Genomic DNA, 16835 nt, shown 5'->3' with positions numbered 1-16835 from the left:
AAAAGGCAAGAGGTGGTTAGATATGTGCAATTAATTGTGTCTAGTTACTTAGGAGCGAAAGAACGATCGCGAAAGGCGAAAGTGGTAAAAGCGACGAGGGTTGCCACCAATAGCGCACCGATGCTGTGGTGGGTAATGGTTAAGGGTTCCACCTGTAGATGCAGTTTCAGGGTGGCAACGCCCAAAAACACCTGTAGGGCGACTAATCCCCCGGCGCTAAAAGCTAGTTTTTTGAGGAGAGGATGGATAGCGGCAGTTCGCCAAGCGAAGAAAACTAGGGTTAACACCGAGATAGTGGCGGGAAAAACCCCGATAATGTGACTATTCATCACCGTGCAGAGTTGGGAAACCGTTAAACACTGATGGGCTGCCCAACGGGAACCGACGAGACCGCCGAGGAGACATTGCAGATAAACTAGACCGGTGGCGACCATTCCCATCCCGGTTAGTTTTCCGACCGTACCTGTGCCACGGTAGGGAGTCAGACCGATAGCAATGACGATTAGGGTGGCAAAAAAGAGCAAAGCTGTGGCTAAATGAGCGGTTACGATGTCAAATCGCAGTAATTGGGTGACGGTTAATCCTCCCAGGACTCCTTGCAGGAGAATTAAGGCCAAAGCTGCGATCGCAGATGGCAACAGCCAAGGGGGAAGATGGCGACGATACCACCAAGACAGACCGACGAGAGCGAGCGTACTAAACCCGATCAAAGAGGCATCGAGACGATGAAACCACTCCAGAAATACCTGTAGATTCATCTGCTGACTGGGAATCCATTGACCGTAACACAGGGGCCAATCGGGACAAGCTAAACCGGCGTTCATAACTCTGGTGGCAGCGCCCACCACCATGAGGGCGAAAGTAGCGATCGCAATTTTCCAGACTAAGCGGCGCATCCACACCTGAATATTGCCGGTTTCTCTTAGGGGTGTCGGGTTAAAAACAGATTCGGTCATCGGTTTGCCTGTTCTCAAGGAGTCTGTCATCAAAGATCATGGCTTTGTTTGCCAGTTAGTTATCACTGTGAATGAGTTTTTTTACGACTGGTAAAACCTTTTAGATATTCTTTAGATTTCTGGCCATTTCCGTTACATTTGTTTACATAAACTCAGAATAAGATATAAAAATTAGTTATTTAAAATACTTTCCCTGAAAACGATCCCAAAGAAAAGATAAAATTCTCAGAAGATGCTGGTTAAATTTCCCATCTATAGGGGAATCATGTTTTAGCCTTGAATAAGTAGCCACTATTGAAAATATTGAAAAGACCGTGAAAATTCCCAGCAGTATCCTGACGCTCGTACTCGGGATCGCCTTGACCTTAATTAGTCTCTGGTATGGCCAAAATCATGGCTTAATGCCCGTGGCCGCTTCCGAAGATGCCCAGGAGATAGATAATATCTTTAATCTGATGATGACCATCGCCACGGGGCTATTTTTAATAGTTGAAGGCGTGATTATCTATATAGTGATTCGCTTTCGCCGCCAACCGGGGGATCAAACCGACGGGCCGGCAGTGGAGGGCAATGTCCCCCTAGAAATCTTCTGGACAGCCATCCCGACGGTAATCGTTTTTATCCTTGCCGTCTATAGCTTCGAGATTTATAACAATATCGGCGGTCTCGATCCCTTGATTTCCAAGGGTGGCAAAGGAGAAATCGCCCACCACGGTCATCACCACGGCACGATGATGGCCCTGGCTGGCGATCGCAGAGTAGCCCTAGGTATCGGCAATTCCTACGATGGTGAAGGAGTTCCCCCCCTAGTGGTCAATGTTAAAGGTATTCAATACGCTTGGATCTTCACCTATCCCGAAACCGGCATTGTTTCCGGGGAACTGCACGCTCCCGTCAATCGCCCCGTGCAACTGAATATGGAAGCGGGAGATGTGATCCATGCTTTCTGGGTTCCCCAATTGCGTCTAAAACAGGACGTTATCCCCGGACAGGAAACGGTGTTATCGTTCACATCCAACCAAATTGGTCAATATCCGATCATTTGTGCGGAACTTTGCGGGGCCTATCACGGCGGCATGAAATCTAGCTTTGTAGTTCACTCCCAAGGGGATTACGACCAATGGGTGCAGGATAACACGATCGCCGAAGTTGACAGCGATCGAACTGTAGCCATGACCACTAAAGATCGCTCTGATAGTCAATATTTGACCCCCTACACCGAAGAAATGGGCATCAACGCTGAAATCCTCGCCCAAGTTCCCCATCAGCACCAAATGTAATTTTTCTTGTCATCTAAAATCTTGGCATTATGACAGCATCAACGGAAATAACCACCCCAGCAACCGTTCCCGAGGTGATCCATCACCGCAAGTGGACCGATTACTTTACTTTCTGCACCGATCATAAAGTCATCGGTATTCAATATCTGGTGACTGCCTTTCTTTTCTTCTTTATTGGCGGTGCTTTCGCGGAAGTGCTGCGGACAGAATTAGCCACTCCCGACCCCGATTTCGTCTCCCCAGAACTATATAACCAATTCATGACCATGCACGGAACGATCATGATCTTTCTTTGGATCGTTCCGGTTGGGGCGGGTTTTGCCAATTATCTCATTCCCCTGATGATTGGGGCGGAAGATATGGCTTTTCCTCGTCTTAACGCTGTGGCTTTCTGGCTTAATCCCCCCGGCGGGCTGCTATTATTATCCAGTTTCTTTGTCGGCGCACCCCAGTCCGGTTGGACTTCCTACCCACCTTTAAGCTTAATTAGCGGCAAATGGGGCGAAGAATTGTGGATTTTGAGCCTTTTATTGATCGGGACTTCCTCGATTTTAGGCTCGATTAATTTCATCACCACGATCCTGAAAATGCGGATTCCTGAGATGGATTTGTACAGTATGCCGCTATTTTGTTGGGCAATGCTGGCCACCTCGACTCTGGTACTGCTTTCCACCCCTGTTCTCGCTTCTGCTCTCGTTCTCTTATCCTTTGATTTAATCGCTGGCACGAGCTTTTTTAATCCCGCCGGGGGCGGCGATCCGGTGGTTTATCAGCATATGTTCTGGTTTTACTCCCATCCTGCCGTTTATATCATGATTTTGCCCTTTTTCGGCACGATATCGGAGATATTACCGGTTCATGCGCGTAAACCGATTTTTGGTTATCGAGCGATCGCCTATTCCAGTCTCACCATCTGTTTCTTGGGTTTAATTGTTTGGGCCCACCATATGTTCACCAGCGGCACCCCCGGCTGGTTACGGATGTTTTTCATGGCGGCAACCATGTTAATCGCCGTTCCCACGGGCATTAAAATCTTTAGTTGGTGTGCCACCCTTTGGGGGGGTAAACTTAGTCTCAATACGTCTTTGTTATTTGGGATTGGTTTCCTGTCTTCCTTCCTCATCGGTGGTTTGACCGGGATTATGTTGGCTTCTGTTCCCTTCGATATCCACGTCCACGATACCTATTTTGTCGTCGGTCACTTCCACTATGTACTATTTGGTGGTACGGCAATGGCCCTGTTTGCTGCCGTTTACCATTGGTTCCCGAAAATGACCGGACGGATGTATAACGAAACTCTCGGTCGTATCCACTTTGTTCTCACTTTTATCGGTTTGAATTTAACTTTCATGCCGATGCACGAATTGGGATTATTGGGTATGAACCGTCGTATTGCCCTGTATGATGTGCAGTTTCAGGGTTTAAATGTTCTTAGTACCGCAGGGGCTTATATTCTCGGTATATCGAGTATTCCCTTCGCTATTAATATGGTCTGGAGCGCCTTTAAAGGTCAACCCGCCGGTCGTAATCCTTGGCGCGCTTTAACCCTAGAATGGCAAACCTCCTCTCCCCCAATTATCGAGAATTTCGAGGAAATGCCGATTCTTTGGTCCGGCCCCTACGATTACGGTATTGATATGGAAGAATCAGAAGCAGCGGAATCAGTACAAGATCTGCTCGCTGAAGTAGGTGCGGAATCGCAATAATCAGTTATCAGTTATCAGTTATCAGTTATCAGTTATCAGTTATCAGTTATCAGTTATCAGATGTGAGCTTTCAGTTCACTGATTACTGTTTACTGTTTACTGATCACTGAGAAAAAGCTCCCCGTCTCCCGTGTAAACTAAGGACATTCAATCATGCAAGGTTCAACGCTCGAAGATTCTCAACTCTCTGTCAATTATCATCAGGAAACGGTGGAACACGGGCATCATGGCCACCCAGATCATCGCTTATTCGGTGTGGTTTTGTTTCTAGTGGCGGAAAGTTCCATCTTTTTAGGCTTATTTGCCGCTTTCTTGTTCTACCGTACCATGTTACCCGTTTGGCCCCCCGCCGGCACGCCAGAACTAGAATTAACCCTACCGACAATTAACACGATTATTCTGGTGTCCAGTAGTTTTGTTATGCACATAGGACAAAAGGCGATTAAACAAAACAATAATGCCGGTTTACAATTGTGGTTCGGCATTACTGCCCTGATGGGAATTATCTTCCTTTGTGGTCAAGGATACGAATATTATCACGCTGAATTCGGTCTGACAACTAATGTTTTCACCAGCGCTTTTTATGCCTTAACTGGATTCCACGGTCTCCACGTTACTTTTGGTTTAGTGCTGATTCTATCTGTCCTCTGGCGTTCTCGTCAAAAAGACCACTATTCTAGTCAATCTCACTTTGGTGTCGAAGCGGCAGAATTATACTGGCATTTCGTCGATGTGGTCTGGATTATCCTGTTTTTACTGGTGTATATCTTACGCTAATTTTTGTTATTTACTAGGAGAAAAGGGCGATCAAGCGATCGCCCTTTTTTGTATATTTCAATTTACAGCAGTTATCCTATAGGTTATACTTCATCTTTAAGAGAAATGCTTTAACTGATAACCGATAACCGATAATTAACGACGACCGAATAAACTCCAACCTTTGCCACCACTAACGGCCGGTTCAGCTTTTTCAGCGACGGGAGCAACTTCTGCGGGGGTTTCCTCACCGGAAAGATTAGAAAGATCGTAGTTTTCTACTAGGAAAAGAGACGCTTTTTCGATAGTAGAATGATCCCAGAAAAGGGTAGAAGGTAACTCTTGACCGACCCAATCTTCTAGATCACCCACCATCGTTACCGCATCGATCGAATCTAAACCATAACGGGTTAAAGGTTCAGTCACATTAATCGTTTTTGCATCCAAAGATAACTGATCGGCTAACTGTTTAACTAACCAATTTTGTACGAGATTATTAAGATTGGAGTTGGAGTTCATGGGTTTTTTCCTCGGTAGTTTGTGAATGGGCTAATTGAAAAGGTGCGATCGAAAAATGTTGATTTTCTCGATATAATTTCAGCAATTCTTGGGCAACATTTTCTACATACACCTCAGATAGAGTGTAAGGCAGCGGCCGGAGAGTTCGCAGTAATCGGTGTAAACTCAACACCAACCATTCCCCCCGGGCAAAAAATTCACCCAAGATGGAACGATTATAAAGCCAAGTGTGTAAACAAGCAGAAGCGGCGTGTAAAGTACAGTATTTCTTGGCAATCTCGAACAATTCGGGTGATTGGTCGTGACCATACTCGAATTTCGATTGACTAATCTGTTCATCGTGAGCATTTAGTTCCTCTAAAACTAAATTACCCAACATCAACAGATTTTCTAATATCTCTGCGTCCACCTCCTGAGAATCTTTCAATCCCTCTAGCATATCAAGGGCAATCTCTAAACCCTGTAGGGAATCATCCATTCCCCGGCCAAATAATTCTAAATTATTGGGTTCAAAGGGAGGAACCGACTTTTCTAGGCTAAAAATCGCCTCTAAACGGGTTTTTAACGCCGACATGGTGCGCGAGTTGCGTTTAGCCCGATATTTAGTTAAAGGACGCAATTGTAGGATTAAAGCATGGAGATTGACGATCGAACTGCCGTCAAACATACTGATAATCGAATTATCCCGCAGTAGCTTCTGGAAGATGCCGAATTCGTGTTCTTCTCGCATATAAAAACGCGATCCCAAGACCACATAAACACTATTAACCATCTCCTCCAGACGGACGGTGACAAAATATTTTACCACCGAAGCCCAGACGCTAAACTGTTCGGGGATAATATGAAAACCTCTCGCGGCCGGAATCGTCTCGCAATCGCAAATAAGGATGTCAAGGAAAGCATCCACGAGAGTGCGCCGGGGTTGGGGCAAATCCATCACAGTTTTCTGATAAATTACCCGATTAACGGCAAAACTGAGGGTAGTTCTCAAAGCGGTATCGGCTGCCCCGTGGGAAAAAGCAGCGCACAACATTCGGGTAATCTGGAAACCTTTCAGGGCTAATTCTAAACCGTCTCCCTCCTCCCGTAAACGCATGGAATCGGGGACGAAACAATCTTTAAAACCAATGCCACTCATATCCGAGGCGCGCACGCCATGGGTGTATATTTTCGGCAAATTATAGTATTTTTCGGGGTCTAATTGCCGTTTATCGACCATAAATAGGGTTAAACACTTTGGCCCGCCGTTAGCATCGGTTTTCGCCAAAATAAAGGAAACTCCAGAGATAGTCGCCCGGTTAATCGGCCATTTCTCACCATTGAGAATATAACCTCCTTCCACCTTCGTCGCAGTCAGATCACCATTGATCAGATCGCTGCCGTGTTCCTTTTCCGAGTAACCCAGACACATCGCCCCATAGTCATCCATGATAAAACGGGCGAGCTTCTGTTTCTGTTCTGGGGTTCCCGCCATCCAGTTTAAAAACGACCAGAATAGGGTAGTAAAAGCGATGCCGATAGTTTGATCCCGTCGAGACAGTACCCGCACAAAAGCGACAAATTCCTCAAAAGAGGTGAATTCACCGCCGCAATCCGTGGGAATGTAGTAGTGTTGGAGTTTCCAGTCGTATAACCAGCGAATTTCCTCGTGGGGAAATTCTTCGCTCTCGTCAATTTCGATCACCCGCTTGTAGGATAGAGGGTTATCGGGATTGAGAGGATCGCCTAAGTCTTTTTCCAGTGCTTCAGCAGTCCAGTATTGCTTAAGCTTTTTCATAGTGCCTCTAGGACAGATACAATGTGCTTTTCGTCAATGCCTTCGGTTAGAAGACCCGACCATGCACAAAAATTAATGACCATTCTAGACGTTTGGCTGTACGATAGCAACAATTACCTGTGCCGATTTCTGAAAGCCTTGGAAATCAAGACTAAAAATACAGTTGCACAGGGTGTAAATTATGTAATTGTTAAGGAGGGTTAAATTTATGGCCATAATTACAGGAACTAATGCCAACGACATACTGTTTGGTACCTCTGGCGACGACACCCTCGATGGTCTCTTGGGTGCCGACACTATGGATGGTGGTGATGGCAACGACACCTACTTCGTGGACAATGTGGGCGATATCGTCAAGGAATTCTACGACGATGCCCTGGGTGGGACGGCTGATACGGTATTTGCCTCAGTCACTTATTCTCTAGCACCGGGGACATTTTATAACCAAGGATATGGGATTGAGAACTTGACCCTGACGGGGTTTGGCAATATCAACGCTACTGGCAATGGTAAAAACAACATCCTCAAGGGCAACAGCGGCAGCAATGTCCTCAATGGTGGTGTGGGTGCCGACACTATGGATGGTGGTGATGGCAACGACACCTACTTCGTGGACAATGTGGGCGATATCGTCAAGGAGGTCTTCGATGATTCCCTGGGTGGGACAGCTGATACGGTATCTGCCTCAGTCACTTATTCTCTAGCACCGGGGACACCGGGTAACCAAGGATATGGGATTGAGAACTTGACCCTGACGGGGAGTAGCAATATCAACGCTACTGGCAATAGCAAAAACAACATCCTCACGGGCAACAGCGGCAGCAATGTCCTCAATGGTGGTGTGGGTGCCGACACTATGGATGGTGGTGATGGCAACGACACCTACTTCGTGGACAATGTGGGCGATATCGTCAAGGAGGTCTTCGATGATTCCCTGGGTGGGACAGCTGATACGGTATCTGCCTCAGTCACTTATTCTCTAGCACCGGGGACACCTGGGAACCAAGGATATGGGATTGAGAACTTGACCCTGACGGGGAGTGGCAATATCAACGCTACTGGCAATAGCAAAAACAACGTCCTCAAGGGCAACACTGGCAGCAATGTCCTCAATGGTGGTGTGGGTGCCGACACTATGGATGGTGGTGATGGCAACGACACCTACTTCGTGGACAATGTGGGCGATATCGTCAAGGAGGTCTTCGATGATTCCCTGGGTGGGACAGCTGATACGGTATCTGCCTCAGTCACTTATTCTCTAGCACCGGGGACACCGGGTAACCAAGGATATGGGATTGAGAACTTGACCCTGACGGGGAGTAGCAATATCAACGCTACTGGCAATAGCAAAAACAACATCCTCACGGGCAACAGCGGCAGCAATGTCCTCAATGGTGGTGTGGGTGCCGACACTATGGATGGTGGTGATGGCAACGACACCTACTTCGTGGACAATGTGGGCGATATCGTCAAGGAGGTCTTCGATGATTCCCTGGGTGGGACAGCTGATACGGTATCTGCCTCAGTCACTTATTCTCTAGCACCGGGGACACCGGGTAACCAAGGATATGGGATTGAGAACTTGACCCTGACGGGGAGTAGCAATATCAACGCTACTGGCAATAGCAAAAACAACATCCTCACGGGCAACGCCTCGGCCAACACGTTCTTCGGCACCGCTGGCAACGACACGATTAATGGTGGTGCTGGCGTCGATACGGCCAACTACAGCGCTCTGAGCAATGTCGTCACTTTGGGTGCCTTCGGGGTGTTGAACAAGGGAGCGCTGGGTACCGACACCTTGATTGCCGTGGAATCGATTGTGGGCAGCAGCCTGCTGGGCGACACGGTGGATCACAGCGGTGCCAGCGTGGCTCCCGCCACGGGAACGGTTACCAACCTCACCACCGGCGTGGTGAAGGTGAACGGCACGGCCGCGCCGCTGCCCTTGACCTTCACGGTGAGCCAGTTTGAAAACGTCATCGGCAGCGGCTTTGCCGACACGATCACGGGCAACAGCACCAACAATTCCCTCAATGGCGGAGCGGGGAATGACACCCTCGATGGCGGTGCTGGCAATGATACCCTGATTGGCGGCGCTGGCAATGACATCCTGATTGGTGGTGCTGGCAATGACACCCTGACTGGTGGTGCTGGTGCCGATAAGTTCCGCTTCAATTTCCTCTCCGAGAAAGTTGATACTATCCAAGACTTTTTATGGCCAGAAGGAGACAAAATTGAAGTTAGCAAATCGGGTTTTGGAGCCACTTCTCTGAGTCAGATCAGTTACAACGCAGGGACTGGATCACTTTCATTTTTAGGGACCGAGTTTGCCAAGATAGCAAACCTTCCAGCTGGTTTTGCGGTTTCTCTTGACGTAGTTCTTATTTAGTGAACCTAGAAACGCTATATATCAAAATTGAGTCATGGATGGAGCCGAAACTTCCTCGCATGACTCAATTTCTTTTTCAACCAGATTTTGGAATACCAGCTATTAGTTGTTAAGCAACTGAAGTAAGGTTGGCAATGCCCACCTTATTGTTGTATGGATGTAAGTTGGACCGCAAGCTCCACTTTTTAACTAGGGAACCAATCTTCATCAAGAATTTTCTCAATTGTCCACGGACAGTCAACTGGTAAAGTTAATCCACTTTTGCGGCTCGCTTTTCCCAGAGCTTTTTGATAACAATAACCAAACCGTTCTAAGGCATGATTGTAGATTACCTTAGAGCGAAACAGCAAGCTCAATTCCAATCTGAAATTATCTATCTCGTCTGTCCAGTGGGGTAGGTAGTAAGGATGCTTCCAGTAGGCGTAAAGTAGCAGGTGACTGAGGAGTTGAATAAGAAAGCTTTCTGCTTTGTATTTGCGTTCATCAACCATTTCCTCTAATTCCTCGGCTAAAGTTTGCCAATCTAAAGTATTGCGTTCAGGCGATCGCAGTTTTTCTGCCTGGTCTTGCAGCCAAGCTACATAGTCTTTTTCATATAGGGTTTCAGCCATTAATTTTACCTCTATACTAATCTTGTTTATTATATCAAAATATACATATCATTGTATAGCTCAGGCACCAAGAAAATGCTGGTTATTGAAATATTACATCCCATCATTCAGTCAATAGACCTCTGGTAAAAATCAAAAATTGTTGTTAGGGTTAGTGCGATGCCGAAGGCACTGCGTAGCAGTACGCCATCGCTGTAGGGTGCGTTCCCTAATGTGGCTCCTAGCTGCTGCACCGATAGTGATTAGACCGCACAGTGCGGTATTGGGTTTTATTGAGGGGGTGTTGGACCGATGGGGGTGGGATAGTAGGATAGAGGAGGTTGATCGACCGCAGGGAAGGGTATAGTTAATGGTCAGACACCCCCATAGCTATCGCTCTTTCGGGACTCTGGGAAAGTCCTGATTACCTCTAAACCCTAGCTTTCTTTCTGGGCAAGCTTTCCGGCGGACAATAACTAATAGAAACTAAATTTCCGAGTTGTTGTTAGAAACCAAGTGAGCACTCGCCGATGAAATAAGAGTTTCAGCACTTATGAGTTGACAGGGATTTTCCGAGAGTGGCAGCAGAGCTTTATGGAAAGCTCTCAATTGGGCGAAAGTTCAAGGATACGTTTTTAAGCTCCAAAAGAGGATATTCCAAGAGGCTAAGACAAGCTGTATCCCTAAAAATGGAACAGTCAAACTAGGAGCCGTGGGAGGTGAAAGTCTCAGGCACGGTTCTGAATGGGAGGGGAGGTCGGCAACGACCTTCTCGACCCCTAATAACTGAAAACTCACCACCGATCACTGATCACTGATCACTGAAGTTACCGGCTCGGAACCAGATTAATCCGGCCTTCGTCCATTTCATCCATGAGTAACTCTAGGGCCTCATAATCCACATCAGAAACGTAGCCAAGACGACCGAGTAGTTCATTAATTCCGTTTTCGATTTCTGGCGTGATTTGACGATAATATAGGGCTTTTTCCACTAATTGGCGGATAGTCGGCTGGGTATCCACAATTTTCTTACTCTAGTTCAATAAATCTAATTTCCGTATCCTGCTTTACTTTTTTCAGCAAAAATACCTATAAAATGCTAAGTTATCATCAGTCATTCTGGATTAGAGCTTAAACCTAACTACTTTACCTGGATGTTTACCCTAGTGTGTCTTGATCACTGTTTCTCCTTATTGCCTATACTAAAGGCTAACCTAAAAGTGGTTCCTTCCTACAGGGGAAAGATTAAAAAAAGATTAATCTTTTCAGGAGAGAGAAAATTGATCAAGACCAAGGTTGCAAAATCAGAAAGTTAGGACATAATAGCGGTATCTGATTTCCAGTTAAAAGGTTCATTTATGAATTTCAAAGCCCAGCCATGAAAAGTCCTGTAAAAGTCGCAGAAATTGCTCTATTTGAGCCAAACGGCTATATTACCGCCGCTAACGTCCTAGAATTTCAAGAGCAGCTCGCCAATCTGGTTAACCGGAGCAGCTCTATCACTTTTCTCGTGGATATGAGCAGGGTGGAATTCCTCGACAGTGCCGGATTAATGGCTTTAGTTGCCGCCTTTCGTCTGGCTCAAAGTCAAGAAAAATCCTTCAATATTTGTTCTATTCCACCTTCAGTCAAGATTATCTTTGAATTAACCCAACTCGATCGGGTTCTCTCGATTTTCCCTAGCCGTGCTGACTTTGATGCTGTTATCACTCTCGCCCAAGCGGCGTAAGCCGACAAAATAGCGTTTCTCGCCGTAATTTCTCGGCTACAATCTCAATTCTACCCGTAAATCACCTCTTGACCGGGCAGATTCCCATTTGTACAACCGACTCCTCAGGACAACAATTTTTCTCAAGGAGAGCCACTATACTATTGAGATGGCTCTCCTCCTTTTTGGATATTATTTCTAGGGACAAACTACTGTACACTTGTTCGGAGCAGATCACAAAAGACTGTCTGTTAAGAAATTCCATGACTTTAGTGATGATAGGGGGGAAGGGCGGCAAGATGGTAGATAGGCAATGAGTAGTAATTTCCTAGAATCCATGACAGTCAAAAATCTCCAGTATGCTTATTTTCCCGGTTGTGTCGCCCAAGGTGCCTGTCGGGAACTATATTTATCCACGGCAGCCCTGACGGAAGCTTTGGGGATTAATTTAGTCGAACTCAAAAAAGCTGCCTGTTGTGGTTCGGGAACTTATAAGGAAGATTCGCAGCTGTTGGAAGATGCCGTCAATGCGCGCAATATTGCCCTAGCGGAAGCCCTCAATTTACCCCTGTTGACTCACTGTAGCACCTGTCAAGGGGTGATCGGTCATGTGGATGAGCGCTTGAAGGAAGCAAAGCATAATAATCCCAATTATGTTGAGGAAGTTAATAATTATTTACAGAAAGAACATTGTTCCCCCTATCAAGGTACGACGACGGTTAAGCACCTACTCTGGGCAATTGTCGGCGATTATGGCTTAGATAATTTGGCGGACAAGGTGGTTCGTCCCTTATCAGGCTTAAATTGTGCCGGTTTTTATGGTTGTTATCTCTTGCGGGTCCAGGATACTCTCCCCTACGATAATCCTTTTCAGCCGGAATCTCTAGAAAATGTCTTTCGGGTGGTGGGGGCGAATCCGATTTATTATCAAGGACGCACTCAATGCTGTGGTTGGCCCCTGTCCAGTTATGCCACCACCCAATCGTTCCAAATGGCAGGAAAACACATTTTAGAGGCGATGGCAGCGGGGGCCGATTGTTTAGTCACCCCTTGTCCTTTATGCCATCTTAATCTTGATTCCCGACAACCGGAAGTGGCAAAAGTGATCGGTCGAAGTTTAGGTTTACCCGTGTTACATTTTTCCCAATTAGTCGCCTTAGCGCTGGGAGTCAGTCCCGATCGTTTAGGATTAGATCGACACATCGTTTCGACCAAATCTCTGTTAAAGAAATTGGGTTTTTAGGGTTAAATTGGACTTAATCGGCAGTTATAGAGTTAAAAAGCTAGAATTTGCCGTTTTTAGCCCTGATATTCTCAATTTAGTTATTCTTTTTCTGTTAGACTGGCAGGGATCGCTGTTAAAAAGTCAGTAAAAATGTCTATCTGAATCAGAGGAGATGTCAGGGCTAATTAATCAAAAAAAAGCTCAATAATTAGGGTTTAGTTAAGAATATCGGCAGTTAAAAGAAAATATTCAAACTTCAACCAAGATAGTAGTTAAAACTAAAATAGTTGTTAAGAAAATAGTCAAACTATCTAGTTATAGTACAATTTTTAAGGACTCAATCAGGAGTGTTAGCAATGGATTGGTTAAAAAGAATTTTTGGCTTAGATAAACCGGCCGATGCCGCTAGTGCGATCGCAGGGGAAGCCGCTGCTTCGGGTATTCCCCCCGAAAGAGTCGGATTAGATGGAAAATACGACGAAAGCGGCCTAGCTAAACGAGTAGTTTTAGCTTTTGACGAGACACCGGATTTAGCCGATGAGGACAAATTGTGGGTCGCTCAAACTGGTAGTAAAGTTGTACTAAAAGGCGGGGTTTCCAATCAGGCGACTTTAAATAAAATGGTGGCCATTGCCAGTAAAGTCCATGGGGCAACCAGTGTCGATACCAGTCAAGTAACTATTGGGTGAAGTCGAACGGCTATATTCCCCGTGCAAATTAACCACTAAAACCCTATGGGTGAGTAAAACCCAGAGGGTTTTTGCTAGGGTAGATAACCCCAAGACTGGCAATCGCCCCCAGCCGGCTGCGGTAAAATGGGAGAGATAGATACAACTCAGGAGAAAAGACCCCAGTGCCGTACAACCCCGCAGAAATCGAACAGAAATGGCAGAAGATTTGGCAGCAAATGGGATTGGACAAAACCCCAGAAAACGCCGATAAACCGAAATTTTACGCCCTCTCCATGTTCCCCTATCCATCGGGCAACCTGCACATGGGTCACGTTCGCAACTATACTATCACCGATGTGATTGCCCGTCTGAAAAGAATGCAGGGTTATCGCGTGCTGCATCCCATGGGGTGGGATGCTTTCGGATTACCCGCAGAAAATGCCGCTATTGAAAGGGGAGTTCCTCCGGCAAAATGGACTGATCAAAATATTGCCCAGATGAAACGGCAATTACAACAGTTAGGATTATCTATCGATTGGGAAAGAGAAGTTGCCACCTGTTCCCCGGAATATTATCGTTGGACCCAATGGCTATTTTTACAGTTTTTTGCATCGGGATTAGCCTACCAAAAAGAAGCGGCAGTCAATTGGGATCCTATCGATCAAACTGTCTTGGCCAATGAACAGGTAGATAGTGAAGGAAAATCTTGGCGATCGGGTGCTAAAGTAGAAAGAAAATTACTCCGGCAATGGTTCCTAAAAATCACCGATTATGCCGAACAATTACTCACTGATTTAGATAAACTTACCGGTTGGCCAGAACGGGTTAAAACCATGCAGGCCAACTGGATTGGTAAATCAGTAGGTGCTTATTTAGAATTTCCTCTTGTTAACTCCACAGAAAAAATTGCCGTTTTTACCACTCGTCCCGATACGGTTTATGGAGTGACTTATGTGGTACTTGCTCCCGAACATCCCTTAACTTTACAAGTTACCACTCCCGAACAAAAATCGGCCGTAGAAACTTTTATTCAAGAGATAGCCAGCGAAAGCGAATTAGAAAGAACTGCCGAAGATAAACCCAAACGCGGTATTAAAACCGGAGGACTGGCAATTAATCCTTTTACTGGTGAAGAAATTCCGATTTTAATTGCTGATTATGTCCTCTACGAATACGGGACGGGGGCAGTGATGGGAGTCCCGGCTCACGACAGTCGCGATTTTAAATTTGCTCGGGAAAATAACCTGCCAATTAAGATAGTTATTACTCCAGAAAGTGGCGAAATCGAGTTAAAAGATGCCTATACAGAAGCGGGAATTATGATTAATTCCGCTCAATTTAATGGGCTGCATTCTACAGCAGGAAAAACCGCTATTATTGATTATGCCACTGCCCAAGGTTACGGCAAAGCTAGAATACAATATCGCCTCCGGGATTGGTTAATTTCCCGTCAAAGATATTGGGGTTGTCCGATTCCTGTTATCCACTGTCCTAACTGTGGAACCGTGCCAGTACCTATCGATAATTTACCCGTTACTTTACCGGAAAATGTCGAATTTAGCGGTCGAGGTGCTTCTCCTTTAGCCAAATTAGAAGACTGGGTAAATGTGGATTGTCCTCGCTGTGGCACTCCCGCAAAACGGGAAACCGACACTATGGATACTTTCATCGATTCTAGTTGGTATTTCCTCCGTTATACCGATGCTAAAAATGAAGATATACCCTTTCAATTCGAGAAGGTTAATGATTGGATGCCCGTGGATCAATACGTCGGAGGAATCGAACACGCTATCCTACATTTACTCTATTCTCGTTTCTTTACCAAAGTTTTAAGAGACCGAGGTTTAGTTAATGTTGATGAACCTTTTAACCGTCTGTTAACCCAGGGAATGGTACAGGGATTAACCTACAAAAATCCCGAAACTGGCAAATATGTCCCCGCAGAAAATGTTATCTATAAAGAGGATAAATATTGCGATAAAGACACGGGAGAAGTTCTATCTTTCTTCTTTGAAAAAATGTCTAAGTCGAAATATAACGGCGTTGATCCTCTGAAAGTTCTCGAAAAATATGGGGCTGATACTGCCCGAATGTTTATACTTTTTACCGCACCCCCAGAAAAAGATTTACAGTGGGAAGATGCGGGGGTAGAAGGACAATTTCGCTTTCTTAATCGGGTGTGGCGTTTAGTCAGCGAATATATTGAAAATAAACCCAAGCAAGTCAAAAAAATAGAGACTTTCTCGAAAACTGACAAAGATTTAAGACGGGCAATTCACACCGCTATTAAAGAAATCTCCGAGGATTTAGAAGGGGATTATCAATTTAATACCGCCATTTCCGAATTGATGAAACTCAGTAACGCTTTAGGGGATAATAAGTGTTTTGCATCCCCCATTTATCGGGAAGGAATTGAAACCCTATTAATCTTACTTTCCCTTTTTGCCCCCCATCTTAGCGAAGAATTATGGCAAGCTTTAGGCCATAGCCAATCAATTCACCTGCAACCCTGGCCAAAAGTTGATCCCACTGCCCTGATTGTGGACGAGATTACCCTTGTCATCCAAATTTTGGGAAAAACCAGAGGCACGATACAAGTTCCCGCTAGTGCCGATAAAAGCACCCTAGAAACCCTCGCCCTGGAATCAGAAATCGCCCAACGTTATTTAGAGGGTAAGGAAATCAAAAAAGTGATTGTTGTCCCTGGCAAATTAGTTAATTTTGTCGTGGTTTAAATGACAGCAATTATCACAATGGTAGGGAATTAAGAACCTTTTCAGTTATCAGTGACCAGTCAGATTAACACTTTCTATCAAAAACTATCAATAGAGGGCAAAATAGAAACTATACAATTAGCATTGTCTGTAAATAAGAACAACCTATGGATATTGAATCAACTAAAGTTACTCCTGAAGAAATTGCCCAGTTTCGCGCTGAATTGGTAGAGGATTCTAAAGCACTTGCGGATATTGACGTGATTGAAAGATGTGAAGGGGATCTAGAACAAGCTGCTCGTATCTTAGCGCGTCGAGCCGACATTGAAGATGTGAGAGCAGGAATCACTTGGGAATCTGCGTTAAAGCAAGCGCGTCAGGTGGTTTGTGATGAAAAATTTAAGGAAGGTTTAGCGCCTGATTTAATTGGGGGTATAATTGGTGCATTGATGCATTGGAGAGCATCTCACTTGTACAATGAGTATTAATGTTTATAGCCGTCAAAAACTAGAAAATCTTCAACTTGATCACAAAGAGAAAT

Annotated in this window: 14 protein-coding genes; 9 read left to right on the top strand and 5 right to left on the bottom strand. The window is 45.4% G+C overall.

All coding sequences use genetic code 11. The features are described from left to right. Positions 1 to 44 precede the first annotated feature (44 nt). Complete coding sequence (locus tag RAM70_RS20250; RefSeq protein ID WP_080754266.1) at positions 45 to 956, bottom strand: COX15/CtaA family protein; 912 nt, start codon at positions 954 to 956, stop codon at positions 45 to 47. A 314-nt stretch (positions 957 to 1270) separates the two neighbouring features. Here RAM70_RS20250 and RAM70_RS20245 point away from each other — a divergent pair, with 314 nt between their 5' ends. From RAM70_RS20245 to RAM70_RS20235, 3 genes are all read left to right on the top strand, one after another. After that, positions 1271 to 2236, top strand: coding sequence for a cytochrome c oxidase subunit II (locus RAM70_RS20245; protein WP_312675345.1), 966 nt, complete (start codon positions 1271 to 1273; stop codon positions 2234 to 2236). 29 nt (positions 2237 to 2265) lie between these two features. Then, positions 2266 to 3942 carry a cytochrome c oxidase subunit I gene (ctaD, locus tag RAM70_RS20240; protein WP_045358766.1) on the top strand — a complete coding sequence of 559 codons (1677 nt, stop codon included), beginning with the start codon at positions 2266 to 2268 and terminating at the stop codon, positions 3940 to 3942. Positions 3943 to 4095: 153 nt separating this feature from the next. Further along, complete coding sequence (locus tag RAM70_RS20235; protein ID WP_002738397.1) at positions 4096 to 4719, top strand: cytochrome c oxidase subunit 3; 624 nt, start codon at positions 4096 to 4098, stop codon at positions 4717 to 4719. A 135-nt stretch (positions 4720 to 4854) separates the two neighbouring features. Here the strand turns inward: RAM70_RS20235 and RAM70_RS20230 are convergent, their stop codons facing one another. Both RAM70_RS20230 and RAM70_RS20225 read right to left on the bottom strand, forming a co-directional pair. Next, positions 4855 to 5217, bottom strand: coding sequence for an acyl carrier protein (locus RAM70_RS20230; protein WP_004163872.1), 363 nt, complete (start codon positions 5215 to 5217; stop codon positions 4855 to 4857). Then, positions 5195 to 6994 carry an acyl-CoA dehydrogenase family protein gene (locus RAM70_RS20225; RefSeq protein ID WP_312675338.1) on the bottom strand — a complete coding sequence of 600 codons (1800 nt, stop codon included), beginning with the start codon at positions 6992 to 6994 and terminating at the stop codon, positions 5195 to 5197. Before RAM70_RS20225 ends, RAM70_RS20230 begins: the two co-directional genes overlap by 23 nt. A 208-nt stretch (positions 6995 to 7202) precedes the next feature. On the opposite strand from RAM70_RS20225, the gene RAM70_RS20220 reads away from it, so the two are divergent. Continuing rightward, positions 7203 to 9386 carry a beta strand repeat-containing protein gene (locus tag RAM70_RS20220; RefSeq protein ID WP_312675336.1) on the top strand — a complete coding sequence of 728 codons (2184 nt, stop codon included), beginning with the start codon at positions 7203 to 7205 and terminating at the stop codon, positions 9384 to 9386. A gap of 185 nt (positions 9387 to 9571) precedes the next feature. Here RAM70_RS20220 and RAM70_RS20215 read toward each other — a convergent pair whose 3' ends face one another. Together RAM70_RS20215 and RAM70_RS20210 are read right to left on the bottom strand one after the other, a co-directional pair. Next, positions 9572 to 9997 (bottom strand): DUF29 domain-containing protein, encoded by a 426-nt coding sequence (locus tag RAM70_RS20215; RefSeq protein WP_045358769.1) that lies wholly within the window; start codon positions 9995 to 9997, stop codon positions 9572 to 9574. A gap of 806 nt (positions 9998 to 10803) precedes the next feature. Then, the gene (locus RAM70_RS20210; protein WP_312675334.1) at positions 10804 to 10998 is read right to left on the bottom strand and encodes a hypothetical protein; all 195 of its coding nucleotides are present in this window, start codon (positions 10996 to 10998) and stop codon (positions 10804 to 10806) included. Between the two features lie 356 nt (positions 10999 to 11354). Between RAM70_RS20210 and RAM70_RS20205 the strand changes: the two genes are divergently transcribed. From RAM70_RS20205 to RAM70_RS20185, 5 genes are all read left to right on the top strand, one after another. Further along, positions 11355 to 11705: an STAS domain-containing protein gene (locus tag RAM70_RS20205; RefSeq protein ID WP_045358771.1), complete on the top strand. Its 351-nt coding sequence runs from the start codon at positions 11355 to 11357 to the stop codon at positions 11703 to 11705. A gap of 292 nt (positions 11706 to 11997) precedes the next feature. Next, positions 11998 to 12927 (top strand): CoB--CoM heterodisulfide reductase iron-sulfur subunit B family protein, encoded by a 930-nt coding sequence (locus RAM70_RS20200; RefSeq protein WP_045358772.1) that lies wholly within the window; start codon positions 11998 to 12000, stop codon positions 12925 to 12927. 338 nt (positions 12928 to 13265) lie between these two features. Next, positions 13266 to 13598, top strand: a complete 333-nt coding sequence (locus RAM70_RS20195) for a phospholipid-binding protein (protein ID WP_045358773.1) — start codon at positions 13266 to 13268, stop codon at positions 13596 to 13598. Positions 13599 to 13762: 164 nt separating this feature from the next. Next, complete coding sequence (leuS, locus tag RAM70_RS20190; protein ID WP_312675330.1) at positions 13763 to 16315, top strand: leucine--tRNA ligase; 2553 nt, start codon at positions 13763 to 13765, stop codon at positions 16313 to 16315. 146 nt (positions 16316 to 16461) lie between these two features. Beyond that, positions 16462 to 16782 (top strand): hypothetical protein, encoded by a 321-nt coding sequence (locus tag RAM70_RS20185; RefSeq protein WP_312675328.1) that lies wholly within the window; start codon positions 16462 to 16464, stop codon positions 16780 to 16782. The last annotated feature ends 53 nt before the right edge of the window (positions 16783 to 16835 follow it).

This window comes from Microcystis wesenbergii NRERC-220, assembly GCF_032027425.1.
Taxonomy (GTDB): Bacteria; Cyanobacteriota; Cyanobacteriia; order Cyanobacteriales; family Microcystaceae; genus Microcystis; species Microcystis wesenbergii_A.
This window is presented reverse-complemented; position numbering and strand designations above follow the sequence as displayed.

What these genes read in the sequence shown, in the direction of transcription:
- RAM70_RS20250 (WP_080754266.1), bottom strand. Translation starts at nt 956, where the DNA reads ATGACCGAATCTGTTTTTAACCCGACACCCCTAAGAGAAACCGGCAAT.
- ctaD (WP_045358766.1), top strand. Translation starts at nt 2,266, where the DNA reads ATGACAGCATCAACGGAAATAACCACCCCAGCAACCGTTCCCGAGGTG.
- RAM70_RS20235 (WP_002738397.1), top strand. Translation starts at nt 4,096, where the DNA reads ATGCAAGGTTCAACGCTCGAAGATTCTCAACTCTCTGTCAATTATCAT.
- RAM70_RS20230 (WP_004163872.1), bottom strand. Translation starts at nt 5,217, where the DNA reads ATGAACTCCAACTCCAATCTTAATAATCTCGTACAAAATTGGTTAGTT.
- RAM70_RS20225 (WP_312675338.1), bottom strand. Translation starts at nt 6,994, where the DNA reads ATGAAAAAGCTTAAGCAATACTGGACTGCTGAAGCACTGGAAAAAGAC.
- RAM70_RS20220 (WP_312675336.1), top strand. Translation starts at nt 7,203, where the DNA reads ATGGCCATAATTACAGGAACTAATGCCAACGACATACTGTTTGGTACC.
- RAM70_RS20215 (WP_045358769.1), bottom strand. Translation starts at nt 9,997, where the DNA reads ATGGCTGAAACCCTATATGAAAAAGACTATGTAGCTTGGCTGCAAGAC.
- RAM70_RS20205 (WP_045358771.1), top strand. Translation starts at nt 11,355, where the DNA reads ATGAAAAGTCCTGTAAAAGTCGCAGAAATTGCTCTATTTGAGCCAAAC.
- RAM70_RS20200 (WP_045358772.1), top strand. Translation starts at nt 11,998, where the DNA reads ATGAGTAGTAATTTCCTAGAATCCATGACAGTCAAAAATCTCCAGTAT.
- RAM70_RS20195 (WP_045358773.1), top strand. Translation starts at nt 13,266, where the DNA reads ATGGATTGGTTAAAAAGAATTTTTGGCTTAGATAAACCGGCCGATGCC.
- RAM70_RS20185 (WP_312675328.1), top strand. Translation starts at nt 16,462, where the DNA reads ATGGATATTGAATCAACTAAAGTTACTCCTGAAGAAATTGCCCAGTTT.